13 protein-coding genes are annotated in these 16,537 nt (G+C 70.6%); 6 read left to right on the top strand and 7 right to left on the bottom strand.

Going from position 1 to position 16,537, the window contains the following annotated elements; genetic code table 11:
• Nucleotides 1–7 precede the first annotated feature (7 nt).
• A complete protein-coding gene (locus tag ACZ3HQ_RS08260) occupies nucleotides 8–1,423 on the bottom strand; it encodes a glucose-6-phosphate dehydrogenase (protein WP_467508894.1) in 1,416 nt (471 codons plus the stop codon).
• Between the two features lie 224 nt (nucleotides 1,424–1,647).
• Between ACZ3HQ_RS08260 and ACZ3HQ_RS08265 the strand changes: the two genes are divergently transcribed.
• Nucleotides 1,648–1,725, top strand: coding sequence for a 50S ribosomal protein bL37 (locus ACZ3HQ_RS08265; RefSeq protein WP_370454205.1), 78 nt, complete (start codon nucleotides 1,648–1,650; stop codon nucleotides 1,723–1,725).
• A 69-nt stretch (nucleotides 1,726–1,794) separates the two neighbouring features.
• Here ACZ3HQ_RS08265 and ACZ3HQ_RS08270 read toward each other — a convergent pair whose 3' ends face one another.
• The gene (locus ACZ3HQ_RS08270; RefSeq protein WP_467508895.1) at nucleotides 1,795–3,240 is read right to left on the bottom strand and encodes a sugar porter family MFS transporter; all 1,446 of its coding nucleotides are present in this window, start codon (nucleotides 3,238–3,240) and stop codon (nucleotides 1,795–1,797) included.
• 240 nt (nucleotides 3,241–3,480) lie between these two features.
• Between ACZ3HQ_RS08270 and ACZ3HQ_RS08275 the strand changes: the two genes are divergently transcribed.
• The gene (locus ACZ3HQ_RS08275; protein ID WP_467508896.1) at nucleotides 3,481–4,485 is read left to right on the top strand and encodes a cation diffusion facilitator family transporter; all 1,005 of its coding nucleotides are present in this window, start codon (nucleotides 3,481–3,483) and stop codon (nucleotides 4,483–4,485) included.
• A 7-nt stretch (nucleotides 4,486–4,492) separates the two neighbouring features.
• Here the strand turns inward: ACZ3HQ_RS08275 and ACZ3HQ_RS08280 are convergent, their stop codons facing one another.
• A complete protein-coding gene (locus tag ACZ3HQ_RS08280; RefSeq protein ID WP_467508897.1) occupies nucleotides 4,493–5,782 on the bottom strand; it encodes a YhgE/Pip domain-containing protein in 1,290 nt (429 codons plus the stop codon).
• A 240-nt stretch (nucleotides 5,783–6,022) separates the two neighbouring features.
• Between ACZ3HQ_RS08280 and ACZ3HQ_RS08285 the strand changes: the two genes are divergently transcribed.
• The 3 genes from ACZ3HQ_RS08285 (at nucleotide 6,023) to ACZ3HQ_RS08295 (ending at nucleotide 10,623) form a co-directional block, all read left to right on the top strand.
• Entirely contained in the window at nucleotides 6,023–7,378 is a 1,356-nt protein-coding gene (locus tag ACZ3HQ_RS08285; RefSeq protein WP_467508898.1) for an NAD-binding protein, read from the top strand.
• A 105-nt stretch (nucleotides 7,379–7,483) separates the two neighbouring features.
• Nucleotides 7,484–8,020, top strand: coding sequence for a DoxX family protein (locus tag ACZ3HQ_RS08290; protein ID WP_467508899.1), 537 nt, complete (start codon nucleotides 7,484–7,486; stop codon nucleotides 8,018–8,020).
• 299 nt (nucleotides 8,021–8,319) lie between these two features.
• On the top strand, nucleotides 8,320–10,623 hold the full coding sequence (locus ACZ3HQ_RS08295) for an FdhF/YdeP family oxidoreductase (RefSeq protein ID WP_467509066.1): 2,304 nt from the start codon (nucleotides 8,320–8,322) through the stop codon (nucleotides 10,621–10,623).
• A gap of 63 nt (nucleotides 10,624–10,686) precedes the next feature.
• Here the strand turns inward: ACZ3HQ_RS08295 and cydB are convergent, their stop codons facing one another.
• Nucleotides 10,687–11,688, bottom strand: a complete 1,002-nt coding sequence (gene cydB, locus ACZ3HQ_RS08300; RefSeq protein ID WP_467508900.1) for a cytochrome d ubiquinol oxidase subunit II — start codon at nucleotides 11,686–11,688, stop codon at nucleotides 10,687–10,689.
• 12 nt (nucleotides 11,689–11,700) lie between these two features.
• Nucleotides 11,701–13,236, bottom strand: coding sequence for a cytochrome ubiquinol oxidase subunit I (locus ACZ3HQ_RS08305; protein WP_467508901.1), 1,536 nt, complete (start codon nucleotides 13,234–13,236; stop codon nucleotides 11,701–11,703).
• Between the two features lie 213 nt (nucleotides 13,237–13,449).
• On the opposite strand from ACZ3HQ_RS08305, the gene ACZ3HQ_RS08310 reads away from it, so the two are divergent.
• Nucleotides 13,450–14,883, top strand: coding sequence for a phytoene desaturase family protein (locus tag ACZ3HQ_RS08310; RefSeq protein ID WP_467508902.1), 1,434 nt, complete (start codon nucleotides 13,450–13,452; stop codon nucleotides 14,881–14,883).
• Here the strand turns inward: ACZ3HQ_RS08310 and ACZ3HQ_RS08315 are convergent.
• Nucleotides 14,868–15,452 (bottom strand): hypothetical protein, encoded by a 585-nt coding sequence (locus ACZ3HQ_RS08315; protein ID WP_467508903.1) that lies wholly within the window; start codon nucleotides 15,450–15,452, stop codon nucleotides 14,868–14,870. The two genes, ACZ3HQ_RS08310 and ACZ3HQ_RS08315, sit on opposite strands and share 16 nt — an antisense overlap.
• 52 nt (nucleotides 15,453–15,504) lie before the next feature.
• The gene (gene gap / locus ACZ3HQ_RS08320; protein WP_467508904.1) at nucleotides 15,505–16,500 is read right to left on the bottom strand and encodes a type I glyceraldehyde-3-phosphate dehydrogenase; all 996 of its coding nucleotides are present in this window, start codon (nucleotides 16,498–16,500) and stop codon (nucleotides 15,505–15,507) included.
• Nucleotides 16,501–16,537: the final 37 nt, after the last annotated feature.

Genomic DNA, 16,537 nt, shown 5'->3' on the forward strand with positions numbered 1-16,537 from the left:
AAGCACCCTACTGGCGCGAGCCCGGTGCCGGGGGAACCTCGGGCACCCAGGGCCGCTGCCACGGCGGGCTGCCCGCCACCAGCGCGTCGGCCTGGGGCGGCCCCCAGGAGCCGGGCGGGTAGGGGTGGACCGGCGGGGGATAGGTGAGGAGGGGCTGGATGATGCGCCAGCACTCCTCGACCGCCCGCTGCGGGGCGAAGTACTTGTCGTCGCCGGTCAGGGCCGCGTAAAGAAGGCGCTCGTACGGGGCCAGGGGCTTGCCCAGTTCGCGGGCGAAGATGGTGTCCAGCGGGACCAGCCGCCAGGCCGACTGCTCGTCCAGGGCGCAGAGTTGCAGACGCATGCCCGCCTCGGGGTCGATGCGCAGCACGATCTGGTTGGGGGCGACCCGGCCGGGGTCCGGGAGGAAGGCGAGCCGGGGCGGTTCGCGCAGGATGAGCCGTACCTCGGTCACCCGCACCGGGAGCCGCTTGCCCGCGCGGATGAAGACCGGCACCCCGTCCCAGCGGGAGTTGTTGATCTCCAGCCGGAGCGCCGCGTAGGTCTCCACGGTCGAGTCCGGTGCCACGCCGGGGAGTTGCTGGTAGCCGATGTACTGGCCGCGCACATACGCGTGCACATCGGCCTCCGGCATCGCGCGCAGCACCTCGATCCGCTTGTCCCACAGATCGGTCGCGCTCGGGCCGGCCGGCGGGTCCATCGCCACCAGCGCCAGCACCAGCAGCAGGTGATTCTGGATCACATCGCGCAGCGCGCCGACGCCGTCGTAGAAGGCGCCGCGGTCCTCGACGCCGAACTCCTCGGCCATCGTGATCTGGATGGCCACCACGCTGTCCCGGTGCCACAGCTCGGCCAGCGCGGAGTTGGCGAACCGCAGGTACTCCAGCTCGATGACGGGTTCCTTGCCCAGGAAGTGGTCGACCCGGAGGATCTGGTTCTCGTCCAGCACCGCCGTCAGCTTGCGGTCCAGCGCGCGGGCCGAGGCGAGATCGTGCCCGAAGGGCTTCTCCAGCGCCACCCGCGCCTGCCCCAGCAGCCGGGCCGAGGCGAGCTGGTCCACGATCGGCGCGAACAGCGCGGGCGGGGTCTCCAGATAGAACAGCGGCCGCCTGCGCCGCCCCAGCTCCTGAGCGAGCCGCACATAGGTCTCGGACGCGGTGAGGTCTCCGGCCACATAGGTGAGCCGCCCCGCCAGCCGCTCGAACACCGCCCGGTCGACCGACCCCTCCGCCTCCTCCACCGCGGTACGGACCAGGCCGGCCAGCTCCTCGTGGCTCATCTCGCGCCGGCCGACCCCGATCACCGGGCAGTCGAGCAGCCCTCGTCCCTCCAACTTGTACAGCGCGGGGAACGTCATCTTCCGCGCGAGATCCCCGGTCACCCCGAAGATCACCAGGGCGTCGGCTTCCCAGGTTCCGGCCATCGGCTGATGCTCCTCACCCCGGCGGCGGGCGCCCACGACGAACGGCGCTCCCCTTTCCCGGTCCCTCGTATCGTCCGTGCCCCGCACCCGGCGCGCGACTCGGGGCGCGCGCCCCGGCGGCTGTGCTCGCGGGGCATACCCGCATGTATGGTGTGCGGACCGCGGGGCAGGCGATCATCCGTCCCCGCGCCGAACGTGTCCGACCACGCCAGAAGGAGGCCCGCATGTCCTCGAAGCGACGCCGGAAGAAGAAGGCCCGCCGCAAGAACGGCGCCAACCACGGCAAGCGGCCCCAGTCCTGAACGACGGCCGTACCGGGCCCGGTCACCCCACCACGGGGCGGCCGGGCCCGGCCCGTTCCCCGGGCTCCCTCAGATCCGGCTGCGGTCCCCGGACCGGCGGCCGGTGTCCTTTCCGGCCGGGCCGGAGCGCCCGAACCGGGCCTGGAGGGCCGCGTCGACCTCCTCGAAGGAGCGGTCCTTCGTCTCCGGCACGAACCGGGCCACGAACAGCAGCCCGCAGAAGCAGATCGCGGCGAAGACCAGGAACGTCTCGCCCTGCCCGATCGCGGCCGCCAGCGGCAGGAACGCCTGGCTGACGGCGAAGTTGGAGATCCAGTTGGTGGTCGTAGCCGTACTCGACCCCAGCGCCCGCACCGCCGGCGGGAACAGCTCGCCGACCAGCACCCAGAAGATGGGCCCGAGGCCGCCCGCGTAGGCGGCGATGTACAGGATCATGAACAGCAGGGACAGCTCGGAGTTCCAGCCCGCGATGAAGCTCAGGCCCAGCAGCGCGACCAGCACCGCCATCCCGGCCAGCGAGACCAGCAGCAGGGTGCGCCGGCCCGCCCGGTCGATCAGCTTCGTCGCCACGATCGTCATCAACAGGTTGATGACCCCGATGAACACCGAGTAGAAGATCGAGTTGGAGGCGCTGAGCCCGGTCTTCTCGATGATCGTCGGCGCGTAGTAGATGATCGTGTTGATGCCGCCGAACTGCTGGATGACGGCCATCGTCACGCCCACGATCAGCGCCGGGCGCACCTGGGGGCCGAGCAGCGTCCGCCAGCCGGGCCGGGGGGTGTGGCCGCCGTCCCGGTGCCGCAGCCCGGTCACCACCCGTTCCGCGTCGTCCTTGGGCAGCACCAGCGTGAGCACCTCACGGGCCTCGGTCCAGCGGCCCTTGCGCACCAGCCACGGCAGCGACTCCGGCACCACCAGCAGCGCGCACAGCGTCAGCACGGACGCCGGGACCGCGCCGAGCGCGAACATCAGCCGCCAGTCACCGCTGCCCGAGAAGGCCAGGTCGACCAGGTACGACACCAGGATGCCCACCGTGATCATGAGCTGGTTGGCGCTCAGCACCCGGCCCCGGATCGCGGTCGGGGAGATCTCCGAGAGGTACACCGGCACGGTCGCCGAGGCCGCGCCCACCGCGAGCCCCAGCACGACCCGGCCGACCAGCAGTTGCCAGTACGCCGGCGCGGTCGCGGCGATGGCGGTGCCGACGATGAAGACGGCGCCCTCCAGGGCCACCGCCTTACGCCGCCCGATGCCGTCCGCGAGTCTGCCCGCGAGCAGTGCGCCCGCCATGGCGCCGATCAGCAGGACGGAGACGATGGTGCCCTGCTCGGCGGCGGAGAGGTGGAAGTCGTCGGTGATGAACAGCAGGGCGCCGGAGACCACCCCGGTGTCGTAGCCGAAGAGGAAGCCGCCGACGGCGATCATCGCGGCCCAGCGGTAGATCTTCCGCAGGCCCTCCGGGGGAACCTCGGTGACCGGCCCGTGCGTGCCCGGTTCGCGGGAGAAGCCCTGCATGTGCACGTCCTGTCGTCGTCGGTGACCAGCCGCGGCCGGCACAGCGCGGCGCGGGCAAGGTGTTCCGCGCGCGGCCCCGGCGCAAACGGCGCCCTCACCCGCGCGGCACCCGAATCGCCCGTACGGACGGCAGCGCTGGCCGGTGCCCGGCGGGCGGCGGAGGCTGGAACGCGGCACGCCGCGATCCCGGTCACGGAAGAGGGTTACTGTCCGGCTATGAGCGAACAGGGTGAACCCGGAATGGAACGACGGACGAACGCGGGCAAGGGCCCCTATCTGGACCCCCGCGTGGGCTCCGCGGGCGGTCCCGGCGCGGGCGGGTCGACCTTCACCGTCCTCGTGGCGGCCGCCGCCAACTTCGGCGTCGCGCTCGCCAAGGCCGTCGCCGGTGTGCTCAGCGGCTCCAGCGCCATGCTCGCCGAGGCCGGGCACTCGGTCGCCGACACCATGACCGAGGCCCTGCTCTTCGTCGCCCTCAAACGCAGCAAGAAGCCCGCCGACGAGGACCACCCCCTCGGGTACGGCCCCGAGCGGTACATCTGGGCGCTGCTCGCCTCCGTCGCCACCTTCGTCGGCGGCGGCGTCTTCGCCGTGTACGACGGCATCCACGCCCTCACCCACGACGAGAAGCCCGGCAACCCGCTGATCTCCTACATCGTGCTCGCCGTCGCCTTCGTGCTGGAGGGGCTGTCGCTGCGCACCGGCTGGCGGCAGGCCACCGGCCGGGCCGAGCACTTCCGGGTACCGATCCTGCGCTACCTCCAGCACACCCCGGACACCGCCGTGAAGGCCGTCGTCATGGAGGACTCCGCCGCGCTCGTCGGCCTGGTGCTCGCCGCCCTCGGCCTGCTGGGCGGACAGCTCACCGGCTCCGGGATCTTCGACGGCATCGCGTCCATCCTCATCGGTGTGCTGCTGATCGTCGTGGCGTACGTCCTCGGCCGCGCCAACACCGAACTCCTCGTCGGCCGTGCTCTGCCCAAGCCGATGCGGGAGGCCGTACGCCGGGAACTGCTCTCCGTGGAGGCCGTCCAGGACGTGATGGAGCTGACCACGCTGGTGCAGGGGCCGGGGGAGATCCTGATCGCCGCCAAGGTCGACTTCCGCGACGTCTCCACCTCCGCCCAGATCGAGTGGGCCTGCGAGGAGGCGGAGACCCGGCTGCGCACGCTGATCCCGGCGGTCAAGCGGGTCTATCTGGACCCGACCCCGCCCCGTACGAGCCCGCCGAGCGTCCCCGAGTAGCGCGCGGTCAGCCCGGCTGGGGCACCATCCGGGACAGGCCCCGGCGGTCGTAGTAGCGGGTCGCCGCGAAGCCGAACGCCAGGGCCACCACGAAGCCGATCGCGATCATGATCCAGCCCCGCCCCAGCCCGGCGTCGGCGCGGGCGTCGAAGTAGAGGATCGCCCGTACCCCGGCCGCCAGTTGGCGCATCGGCTCGAAGGCGCCGAGGAACCGGTAGAAGCCCGGCACCGCCTCCAGCGGCACGGTGGCGCCGGAGGACGGCAGCGCGAATGCGATGAAGACGAACATCGACACGAGCTGGCCCAGGCTGCCGAAGGCCGCGTTGATCGCCTGCACCCCGAGCCCGACCGTCAGCACCGCGCAGTACGAGAACACCCACAGCAGACCCGCGTGCGGGGCGTCCATGCCCAGCACGGCGATCGTCGCCAGCATGATCAGCGAGGTGGTGAGCAGCGAGAGGCCCGCCGTCATCACCATCTTCAGCACCAGCGTCTGGGTCCGGTTGATGTGGACCGTCGGGCGCCGCGAGTGCCAGGGGCCGATCTCGGTGTCCGCGTAGCCGAGCGAGCTGTCGACGCCGTTGTGGATGATGTTGCCGCCGATGAACCCGGCCAGCACCAGCAGCAGCGCGTAGTAGAAGGCGCTCAGCCCCAGCCCGCTGTGGGCGCCGATGGGATGGCCCACCTGGGTGCGCACCTCCACCGGGTCGGCGATCAGCACGCGGGTCGCCGCGCTCGCCTGCTTCACCTCGGGGGTCGCCGACAACTGCCTGCCGACCGAGACCGACACCTGGTGCGCCGCGTTCTGCGTGATCCGGCCCGCCAGCGAGGAGGCCAGGCTGCCGACGCCGGGGTTGGTCAGCACGGTCAGCGCCGGACGCGACTTCGCGTCCGCCGTGGCCAGCGCGCCCACGGTCGTGGTGAAGTCCGCCGGGATCACCAGCGCGCCGTACACCCGGCCCGACGCCAGCTCGTCCTGGGCCTTCGCCCGTGACATCGGGCGCCAGCGGACCCGGTCGTCCGAGGAGCCGGAGGAGAGGATGGAACGGGCGGCCTGCGTGCCGAGGTTGGCCTTCTGGCCCGGCAGCGGCTTGCCCTCGTCCTGGTTCACCAGGGCCACCGGCATCCGGTGCAGGCTGCCCTCCGGGGTGAGGATGCCGCCCATGTAGAGCAGTGACAGCACCAGCGCGACCAGTGAGCTGAGCACGGCGGGCATCAGCCACAGCTTCCACCGCCCCAGCAACTGCGCCGCGCTCACCCACGGTCCGGACGCGTGCGGGGGCATCCCGGAAGCCATACCACTCCAAGAGGTGCAGTCGGCGGCAACCGCCGAATGGGCTGCGGCGACGGGCCCGCACCAGCACGTTCGGCCGTCGGACCGCACCGCCTGCGGACGCAAGCCGACGATAGATCCCTGACGCCGAAACGTCCCGCCACGACACCGGCCATCTGCTCCGGATGACCGCGGGGCCCGGACCTCGTAAGGTGTCCCCCTCCAGCGCACCCGTTCCCTCCCACCGAAGGGACCGCCGCCTCCGTGATCCCAGAACACCGCCCGTACGTCGTCATCGGCGGCACCAACCTCGCCCGGCGCGTCTGCGCCACGCTCCAGGACCGCGGCCGCGCGGTCGCCCACCTCATTGCGCCCGGCGACACCGAACTGCGCGCCGCGCTGCGCGAGAGCCCCGACGGCGTCGCCATCCTCCTGCACGACGACGTGGCCGCCCTGCGCTACGCCCTCGCCGTCGCCCACCTCGCGCCCGACGCGCCCATCGTCGCCACCGTCTTCGACCGCACCGTCTCCGACGAACTGGAACGGCTGCTGCCCCAGTGCGACGCGACCTCGCCCGCCGAACTGGCCGCCCCCGCCCTCGCCGGCCCCTGTGTCGACGTCGGCGACCTCGCCCTGCGCCGGTGCGGCGACGGCGTACGGGCCGTACGGGCCCGCGGTGAACTGCCCTGCGTGGAGCAGTGGCTGCCGGACCGGCGCGGGCCCTGGCGCCGGCTGGAGAAGCTGTCCGCCCAACTGCGTCCGCACGACGCGGGCGCCCGGCTGCTGCTGATCGGCCTCTGCGGCATCCTCACCGTGCTGCTCGCCGACTGGTCCTGGATGTTCGCCCACGGCCACCCGCCCGCCGAGGCGTTCTTCCACGCCGCCCGGGTCGTCGCCGGGGTCGGCCCGGCCACCGCCGGGGAGGACGAGACCGGCTACCAGATCGCCTCCGGCCTCGCCATGCTCGCCACCCTCGTGTTCAGCGCCCTGTTCACCGCCGGGGTCATCGAGCGGATGCTGAGCCCCAAGCTGATCGGGCTCATCGGACCCCGCACCCTGCCCCGCTCCGGCCATGTCATCGTCGTCGGCATGGGCCAGGTCGGCATGCGGCTGTGCACCGAACTCCAGGCGCTCGGTGTCCCCGTCGTCGGCGTCGAACGCGACCCGCACGTCACCACCGCACGGCTCGCCCGCTCCCTGGGCATCCCCGTCATGACCGGCCACGGCGGCGACCGAGCCGTCCTCGAACGGCTCCGCCTCGGCCACGCCCGCGCGCTGGCCGCCGTCGGCTCCGACGACCTGGACAACATCGCCGTCGCCATCGCCGCTCACGGCGTCTCGCCCGCCACCCGGATCGTCGTACGGGCGGGGGAGCACGAGGCCATCGCCGAGACCCGGTCCCTGCTGCCCATGGGCACCGTCCGGGACGTCACCAGCCTCGCCGCCGCCTACGTACTCGCCCGGCTGCTGGGCGAACCGGTCACCGGGGTCGTCGCGCACGAGAACGGCATCTGCCTGGAGACGGAGGGAGAGACCTTCGTGCCCTGGCCGCTGACCGCCCGCGAACGCTGCGCGCACGTCCAGGGCGACACCGCGTCCGCCGCCGAGCCCTCCTGGTGACGGTGCCGTTCGGGGGGCGCACCGCCCCGTTGGTCGCTAGCGTGTTGCGCAGTGTCGCTAGCGTGTTGCGCAGTTCGGACCGTTCCGCCGACGGAAGGACCTCCCATGGGCCGACGCAAGGATCTCGGACTGCTGGCCGTACGCCTGGGCACCGGCGGTGTACTGGCCGCCCATGGCGCGCAGAAGCTGCTCGGCTGGTTCGGCGGCGGAGGCATCCGCGGCACGGGCGCGTTCATGGAGTCCATCGGGTTCCGCCCCGGCAAGGTGAGCGCCATCGCGTCCGGTTCGGCCGAACTGGGCGGCGGGGTCCTGCTCGCCCTCGGTCTCGCCACGCCCGCCGCCGGTGCCGCCGTGGCCGGGGGCATGGGCGGCGCCGTCTCCGTGCACCGCCCCAACGGGTTCTTCGCGACCGCGGGCGGATACGAGTACCCGGCCTACCTCGGCTACATCGCCACCTGCATCGGCGTGACCGGGCCCGGCCGCTACTCCCTGGACCGGCTCATCGGCTACCGGCTCGACCGGCCCCGGCTGGTCCTGCTCTCCTTCGCGCTGAGCGCCGCCGGCACGGCGGTCGTCGTCGCCCGCCGGGAGCAGGTGCTCGCGGCACAGCGGCGAGAGGAGACGGCACCGGTGGCGCCCTGACGGAGTCGCACATGCGGGCTTGATCCTGATTACCGCCTGGAGAATGCGGCACGGAACTCGGTCACACGACCGGATTCCGTGCCGTTCCGTGTTATCGGGGTGTCGGGGTTGTCGGGAAATCTTTTCCGGGAAGCCTTGTGAAAGAATTCCCGATTCGGGTTCGAAAACCGCGTTCGCCCTTTGTTTTCAAGGGTTGCGCGTCGCGTGGCGGGTGCTGATACCCCGACATACTCTGGCCTAAAGCTCCATACAGCGGAAGGGTGAGAGCCTTGAGCACCTTGGACGAAGAACAGTCACGGATGATGGAGGCGGAGTCGGATCTCGAGCCCCGCGTGGGCCCGATCCCCAAGGGGGAGCCGTACTTCCACCCTTACCACCACCCCGCCGCGGGATGGGGCGCCGCCAAGAGCGTGACCAAATTCCTGCTGGACGAGGGAACGCTGATCGAGGGCCCGCGGGCCATCATGAAGATGAACCACGAGAACGGTGGATTCGACTGTCCCGGATGCGCGTGGCCCGATGACACCAAGGGCCTGAAGCTCGACATCTGTGAGAACGGAATCAAGCACGTCACGTGGGAACTGACGCACAAGCGGGCCGACCGCGAGATGTTCGCGCGCCACACGGTGAGCGAAATGCACGAGTGGAGCGACTTCAAGCTGGAGGACCAGGGCCGGCTCACCGAGCCCATGGTCTACGACGCGGCCACCGACCACTATGTGCCGATCTCCTGGCACGACGCCTTCGAACTCGTCGGACGCCACCTGCGCAACCTGGAGAACCCCAACCAGGCGTCGTACTACACCTCGGGCCGGCTCGGCAACGAGGCGACCTTCCTGTACCAGTTGATGGCACGCGAGCTGGGCACCAACAACCTGCCCGACTGCTCCAACATGTGCCACGAGGCCAGCGGACGCGCGCTGACGGCGGCCCTCGGCACCGGCAAGGGCACCGTCGACCTCAAGGACTGGCAGGCCACGGACGCCCTGTTCATCATCGGCGTCAACGTCGCCTCCAACGCGCCGCGCATGCTCACCTCGCTGACCGAGGCGTACGACCGGGGCGCGCAGGTCGTGCACATCAACCCGTTCATCGAGGCGGGCGCCACCAAGGCGATCATCCCGCACGACTTCCTGGACATGGCCACCTTCCACGCCACCCGGACCAGCACCCTGGACCTCCAGGTGCGGGTCGGCGGCGACATGGCGCTGCTGCGCGGCATGGCCAAGGCGGTGCTGGAGCAGGCCAAGACCGACCCCAAGGCCATCGACAGCCAGTTCATCAACCGGCACACCGTCGGCTTCGAGGAGTACCGGGCGCTGTGCGAGGCCACCTCCTGGGAGGAACTGGAGCGCCAGTCCGGGCTCAGCCGCGCGGACATCCTCAAGGCCGCCCGGATCTACACCGACGCCGACCGCTCCATCATCAGTTGGTGCCTGGGCGTCACCCAGCACGAGCACGGGGTGGACACCGTCCGCGAGATCGTCAACCTGCTGCTGCTGCGCGGCAACCTGGGCCGTGAGGGCGCCGGTCCGTCGCCGGTGCGCGGGCACAGCAACGTCCAGGGCAACCGCACCTGCGGCATCGACCACCGCCCCGAGCCGGAGTTCCTGGACCGGCTGGCCGAGGTCTGCAAGATCAACCCGCCGCGCGACCACGGCCTCGACACCATCGGCACGCTCCAGGCGATGCACCGGGGCGACGTCAAGGTGTTCATCGGCATGGGCGGCAACTTCGCCCTGGCGGTGCCCGACTCGCCGTTCAGCTACGAGGCGCTGCGCAACTGCGACCTCACCGTCCAGGTCAGCACCAAGCTGAACCGCAGCCATGTCGTCCACGGCAAGGAGGCGCTGATCCTGCCCTGCCTCGCCCGCACGGACAAGGACCACCAGCGGGGCGGCGTGCAGAGCATGTCGGTCGAGGACTCGATGTCGATGGTGCATCTGTCGGTCGGCATGAAGCGGCCCGCCTCCAAGCACCTGCTCTCCGAGCCCGCGATCATCTCCGGCATGGCGCGCGCGGCGCTGCCCGCGAGCCCCACGCCGTGGGAGTGGTACATCGAGGACTACGACCGCATCCGCGACACCATGTCCGAAGTCCTGGACGGCTTCGAGGACTTCAACCGCCGGGTCCGGCTGCCGCTGGGCTTCCGCATCAAGCAGCCCGCCCGTGAGCTGATCTTCCTCACCGAGTCCGGGAAGGCCGAGTTCTCCAGCGCCAAGCTGCCCGACGTGGTGCCCGCGCCCGGCATGCTGGCGCTGGGCACGATGCGCTCGCACGACCAGTGGAACACCACGATCTACTCCGACAACGACCGCTACCGCGGCATCAAGAACCTGCGCGAACTCGTCTTCATGAACGAGGACGACATGCGCGAGCGCGGGATCTCGGAGTTCGACCCGGTGAACATCGTCGCCACGGCGAAGGACGGCAGCCACCGCTACCTCGACGGCTACCTCGCCATCCCGTACGACATGCCGCGCGGCTGCGCGGCCGGGTACATGCCCGAGATGAACGTGCTGATCGCGCTGTGCGACTACAGCACCCAGAGCGACCAGCCGCTCATGAAGCACGTCAAGGTGCACATCACCGCGGCGACCTGACCGGGCCCCGGCGCACGAAGGCGGGCCCCCTCCGGCCGGAGGGGGCCCGCCTTTCGGTGCGGCTCAGTGGCCGGCCGGGATGTGGTGCACCGCGATGCGCTTGCTGAACACCCAGTACGTCCAGCTCTGGTAGATGATGATCAGCGGGGCGAAGATCGCCGCGACGATGGTCATCACCGTCAGCGTGTAGGACGCGGACGAGGCGTTGGCCACCGTCAGCGACCAGGCCGGGTTCAGCGTCGACGGCATGACCTCGGGGAACAGCGTCAGGAACAGCATGGCGAACGACGCGACCACCGTGAGCGCCGAGAAGACGAACGCCCAGCCCTCGCGGCCCAGTTGGTTGAAGAACAGGGCGACGGGCAGCGCCACGAACGCCACGATCATGACGCCGAGGCTCTGGCCGTTGCCCGAGTTCGCCTGCGTCCACAGCAGGAACGCCAGCAGCAGCAGGAGGGAGGCCAGGCCCAGCACCGGCACCAGCTTGCGGGCCCGCCGGCGGATCTCGCCGTCCGTCTTCAGCGCCGCGAAGATCGCGCCGTGGCAGGTGAACAGCACCAGCGTGGCGAAGCCGCCGAGGATCGCGTACCCGTTGAACAGGTCGCCGGGGGAGCCCACGTAGGACTTCTGGCGGTCGATGGCGATGCCCTGGACCATGTTGGCGAAGACGACGCCCCACAGGAACGGGATGATCACCGAGGTCCAGAAGGTGACCTGCTCCCAACTGTGCTGCCAGCGCAGGCTGTCCCGCTTGGCCCGGTACTCGAAGGACACCCCGCGGCCGATCAGGCAGAGCACGATGATCAGCAGCGGGATGTAGAAGCCGCTGAACAGGGTGGCGTACCAGTCCGGGAAGGCGGCGAAGGTGGCGCCGGCGGCCGCGATCACCCAGACCTCGTTGCCGTCCCAGACGGGGGCGATGGTGTTGATGAGGACGCGCCGCTCGGTGCTGTTGCGGGCCATCGTCTGGGTGAGGACACCCACCCCGAAGTCGAACCCCTCCAGGAAGAAGTAGCCGACCCACAGGAGGGCGATCAGGATGAACCAGAGATCGTAGAGATGCATGGTGATCCGTCCTCAGTAGGCGATGGAGAGCGGCTTGTCCTGGTCGTCCGGGGACATGCGCAGGGTCGGGTCCTTGGTGGGCGGCCGCTCGTCGACATCGGGCCCCGGTTTGGAGTACTTGACCATCAGGCCGCCCTCGACCACCGCGAGGATCGCGTAGACCACGCTGAGCGCGACCAGCGAGCCGACCTGGGTGCCCACGCTGACATTGGGCGAGACGGCGTTCTCGGTCTTCATCAGGTGGAAGACCACCCACGGCTGACGGCCCATCTCGGTGAAGATCCAGCCGAAACTGTTGGCGAGCAGCGGGAAGCCGAGAGTCAGCGCGACGATCCGCCAGCTCCACTTGGTGAAGAAGTCGTTCATCCGGATCTTGTCGGTGATCATCAGGTTCGGTGGTTCGTCCTCACCCGTGCGGAACCTGGGTTTGACCCAGAACTTCTTACGGGTGAGGTAGAGACCGAGCAGGCCGATGGTGAAGCTGGTCATGCCGAAGAAGATCATCAGGCGGAATCCCCAGTACGTCATGAAGACGTTGGGGATGTAGTCGGTGCGGGTGCCGCCGAACTGCCGTACCTGTTCGTCCGCCCGGGTGTTGATGCCGGGGACGGCGGAGTGGAAGTCGCTCTTGGCGAGGAAGGACAGCGCGCCGGGAATCTCCAGCGCGACGTCGTTGCGGCCCTCGCCGACATTGCCGATGGAGAAGATCGAGAAGGGGGCCGGCGCTTCCGTGTCCCACAGGGCCTCCGCCGCCGCCATCTTCATCGGCTGCTGCTGGAACATGACCTTGGCCAGGCGGTCGCCGCTGAGCGCGGTGAGGATGCCGGCGACCGTGCAGACGATCAGGGCCAGCTTGAGCGAGCTGCGCATGGCCGCGATCCGCTTGCGGTTGGTGTCCTTCCCCCGCTTGGCCCGCCACAGGTGGTAGGCGGAGATGCCCATGACGAAGGCGGCGCCCGTGATGAACGCCGCCGTCAGGGTGTGGAACACCTGCACCAGGGTGGTGTCCTGGAACAGCACCCGCCAGATGTTGGTGAGCCGGGCCTTGCCGTTCGCCGGGTCGATGCGGTAGCCGACCGGGTGCTGCATGAAGGAGTTCGCCGCCAGGATGAAGTACGCGGAGAGCAGGCTGCCGATGGTCACGACCCAGATCGTCGCCAGGTGGATCTTCTTCGGGAGCCGGTTCCAGCCGAAGATCCAGAGCCCGATGAACACGGACTCGAAGAAGAACGCGACCAGAGCCTCCATCGCCAGCGGGGCGCCGAAGACGTCACCGACGAAGCGGGAGTAGCTGGACCAGTTCATGCCGAACTGGAACTCCTGGAAGATGCCCGTGACCACACCCAGCGCGATGTTGATCAGCAGCAGCTTTCCCCAGAACTTGGTGGCGTGGAAGTACTTCTCCTTCCCTGTCCGCACCCAGGCCGTCTCCAGACCGGCGACGATGCCTCCCAGGCCGATGCTGAGCGGGACGAAGAGGAAGTGGTAGACGGTCGTGACACCGAACTGCCACCTGGCAATGGTCTCCTGAGCGATTGCTAGTTCCACTACGTCCTTCTCTCGCTCGATCCGGCCGCAATCTGGATAAAAGGTATCTCCAGTGCATAGTCGCGTCGACTCGGGGAAGGGGCGCTCGGCGCCGGAATACATGCGCATTTCTTAATTGCCTCGGGCGTCGTTCCGGAGTGGACCCGGCCATGCGCGCCGGTAAGGCAGACTCGGTCCCATGACATCCGCGACACGGCCCCCGGACAGCGCCTCATGACCACGGCCGTGGTCGTCGGCGGCGGCCCCAACGGGCTCGCCGCGGCCGCGCTGCTCGCCAGGGCGGGTCTCGACGTCACGCTCCTGGAGGCGGCCGACGAGGTCGGCGGCGGCACCCGCAGCTACGAGGCCCTGCTTCCCGGCCTGCTGCACGACCACTGCTCCGCCATCCATCCCATGGCCGTGAACTCACCGGCCCTGCGCGAACTGGAGCCGGCACGGCACGGACTGCGCTGGCTCCTGCCCGACGTCGACTGCGTCCACCCCCTGGACGACGGCACGGCGGGCGTCCTGCTGCGCTCCGTCACGGAGACCGCCCGCCTGCTCGGTCCCGACGGCGACCGCTACCGGGCCCTGATCGAACCGTCGGTACGGCACTGGGACGCGCTCGCCGGAGAGGTGATGGGCCCGCTGCTGCGCGTCCCCTCCCACCCGCTGCTGCTCGCCCGCTTCGGCCTGCCCACCACCCTGCCCGCAACCGTCCTGGCCCGCCTCTTCCGTGCCCCGCGGACGCGCGCGCTCTGGGCCGGGATCGCCGCCCACGCCTTCCGCCCGCTGGGCCGCCCGCTCACCTCGGCCATCGGCCTCGGCATCCTGGTCTCGGGGCACGCCGCCGGATGGGCCGTGGCCGAAGGGGGCTCGCAGTCCATCGCCCGCGCGCTGGAGAGGGCACTGCGCGAGCACGGGGGGCGGATCGAGACGAACGTCCGCGTCACCGACCACCGTCAGCTCCCGGCCGCGGACGTGACCCTGCTCGACCTCGACCCCGCCCAGGCGGCTGCCGTCTACGGCGACCGGCTGCCCGCCCGGACCCGGTCCGCCTACCGGCGCTTCCGGCGGGGCCCCGGCGCCTTCAAGATCGACCTGGCGGTCGAGGGCGGGCTCCCCTGGACCCACGAGAGGGCCCGGCACGCCGGGACCGTCCATCTGGGCGGCACGCTGGAGGAGATCGCGCGGGCCGAGCGGGACGTCACGGCCGGCCGCATGCCCGAGCGGCCCTTCGTCCTGGTCGGCCAGCAGTACCTCGCCGACCCCGGCCGCTCGGTGGGCGACGTGCACCCGGTCTGGGCGTACGCGCATGTGCCGTACGGCTACACGGGGGACGCCACGGAGGCGATCCTGCGGCAGATCGAACGGTTCGCCCCCGGCGCCCGCGACCGGATCGTGGGCCTGCGCGCCACCACCCCGGCCGGGTTCGCCGCCGCCAACGCCAACTTCGCGGGCGGCGACATCCTCACCGGCGCGAAGACCGTCCCCCAGCTCATCCTGGGCCCCCGCCCGGCCCTCGACCCGTACGCGACCGGCCTGCCCGGTGTCTTCCTCTGTTCGGCCGCCACCCCGCCCGGGCCGGGAGCACACGGCATGTGCGGGGCGGGGGCGGCGGCCTCGGCACTGCGGTATCTGGGGGCCGCCCGTCAGATACCGAACTGAGCCTCGCCCAGGACCTCGCCGCCTATGTGGGCGGCGAGCTTCTGTGCTCTGGGCAGGTCGCCCCCGTTGCTGACGTGGACGAAGACCGTGTGGTGCTCGGTCCAGCGATCCGCCTGCGCCCGGTCGCCGTGGAACACGACCTGGACGCCGTCGTACTTCGCCGAGCCGTGCTGGTCCGCGTCCGGGTCCTCCGGCCACGAGCCCGACCACTGGACGGAGGCGGTGCCCTCGCCCAGAGCCGTCAGGAAGCGCTGATCCGCGCTCTTGGCCGGGTAGAACTCCCCGATGTTCAGCGGCAGATGCGGCTGGAGTTCGGAGTCGGCCGCCGTCGTCGGATCGAGGTCGGCCCAGACGGACTCACCCGAGGGGTCCGTCCGCACCTCCACGCGGACCGTCGTGCCGGGCAGGGCGGCGGCCATCTGCCGGACGTCCGCGACCGTCAGCAGATCGGCGGTGAGGAAGACCTCGTCGTCCCGCCGCGCCAGCAGCGTGCACAGGCGCACGGCCTGTGCGAACGCCGTCGGCTTGTCGGTGGTCCGGAACACGGGGTACGCCCTGGAGTTGCCCATGCACCGAACCGTCACACGTACCCGCCGGCCCAGGCCAGCGAGTTTCCCCCGGTCACCGCGCGAGCAGCTCCAGCGTGTCGATCACGCGGTTCGAGAAGCCCCACTCGTTGTCGTACCAGGCGACGACCTTGACGTGGCGGCCGTCGACGCGGGTGAGGGCGGAGTCGAAGATCGAGGAGGCAGGGTTGCCGACGATGTCGGAGGAGACCAGGGGGTCCTCGGAGTACTCCAGGACACCGGCGAGCGGGCCCTCGGCGGCCGTGCGGTAGGCGGCGAGCACCTCCTCGCGGGTGACGTCGCGGGCGACCGTGGTGTTCAGCTCGACGATCGAGCCGACCGGCACCGGGACCCGGATCGAGTCGCCCGACAGCTTGCCGTCGAGGTTCGGCAGGACCAGGCCGATCGCCTTGGCCGCGCCCGTGGTCGTCGGCACGATGTTCACGCCGGCCGCGCGCGCCCGGCGCGGGTCGCGGTGGGGGCCGTCCTGGAGGTTCTGCTCCTGGGTGTAGGCGTGCACGGTGGTCATGAAGCCGTGCTCGATGCCCGCCAGGTCGTCCAGTACGGCGGCCAGCGGGGCCAGCGCGTTGGTCGTGCAGGAGGCGTTCGAGACGATCGTGTGCAGGGCCGGGTCGTAGGTGTCGCTGTTCACCCCGTACGCCAGCGTCACATCGGCGCCGTCCGAGGGGGCGCTCACCAGCACCCGCTTCGCGCCCGCGTCGAGGTGGGCGCGCGCGGCCTTCGCCGAGGTGAAGCGGCCGGTCGCCTCCAGCACGATGTCCACGTCCAGCTCGGCCCAGGGAAGCTGCGCCGGCTCGCGTTCGGCGAGCACCTTGATGCGGCGGCCGTCCACCACGAGGGTGTCGCCGTCCACCTCCACCGGGCGCCCGAGCCGTCCGGCCGTCGAGTCGAAGGCCAGCAGCCGGGCCAGCCCCGCGGGTTCGGTGAGGTCGTTGACCGCGACGACCTCGAGGTCACTGTCGCGTTCGAGCAGAGCCCGCAGCACGTTGCGTCCGATGCGGCCGAATCCGTTGATGGCGATGCGCGTCATGAATGGTGTCCCTTCCGTTCGCCACCAGGTTCGCGGG

The sequence above is a fragment of the Streptomyces sp. NPDC018263 genome (genome assembly GCF_055562575.1).

Coding starts and splice junctions, on each gene's coding strand:
- ACZ3HQ_RS08260 (WP_467508894.1), bottom strand. CDS start 1,423: ATGGCCGGAACCTGGGAAGCCGACGCCCTGGTGATCTTCGGGGTGACC.
- ACZ3HQ_RS08265 (WP_370454205.1), top strand. CDS start 1,648: ATGTCCTCGAAGCGACGCCGGAAGAAGAAGGCCCGCCGCAAGAACGGC.
- ACZ3HQ_RS08270 (WP_467508895.1), bottom strand. CDS start 3,240: ATGCAGGGCTTCTCCCGCGAACCGGGCACGCACGGGCCGGTCACCGAG.
- ACZ3HQ_RS08275 (WP_467508896.1), top strand. CDS start 3,481: ATGGAACGACGGACGAACGCGGGCAAGGGCCCCTATCTGGACCCCCGC.
- ACZ3HQ_RS08280 (WP_467508897.1), bottom strand. CDS start 5,782: ATGGCTTCCGGGATGCCCCCGCACGCGTCCGGACCGTGGGTGAGCGCG.
- ACZ3HQ_RS08290 (WP_467508899.1), top strand. CDS start 7,484: ATGGGCCGACGCAAGGATCTCGGACTGCTGGCCGTACGCCTGGGCACC.
- ACZ3HQ_RS08295 (WP_467509066.1), top strand. CDS start 8,320: ATGATGGAGGCGGAGTCGGATCTCGAGCCCCGCGTGGGCCCGATCCCC.
- cydB (WP_467508900.1), bottom strand. CDS start 11,688: ATGCATCTCTACGATCTCTGGTTCATCCTGATCGCCCTCCTGTGGGTC.
- ACZ3HQ_RS08310 (WP_467508902.1), top strand. CDS start 13,450: ATGACCACGGCCGTGGTCGTCGGCGGCGGCCCCAACGGGCTCGCCGCG.
- ACZ3HQ_RS08315 (WP_467508903.1), bottom strand. CDS start 15,452: ATGGGCAACTCCAGGGCGTACCCCGTGTTCCGGACCACCGACAAGCCG.
- gap (WP_467508904.1), bottom strand. CDS start 16,500: ATGACGCGCATCGCCATCAACGGATTCGGCCGCATCGGACGCAACGTG.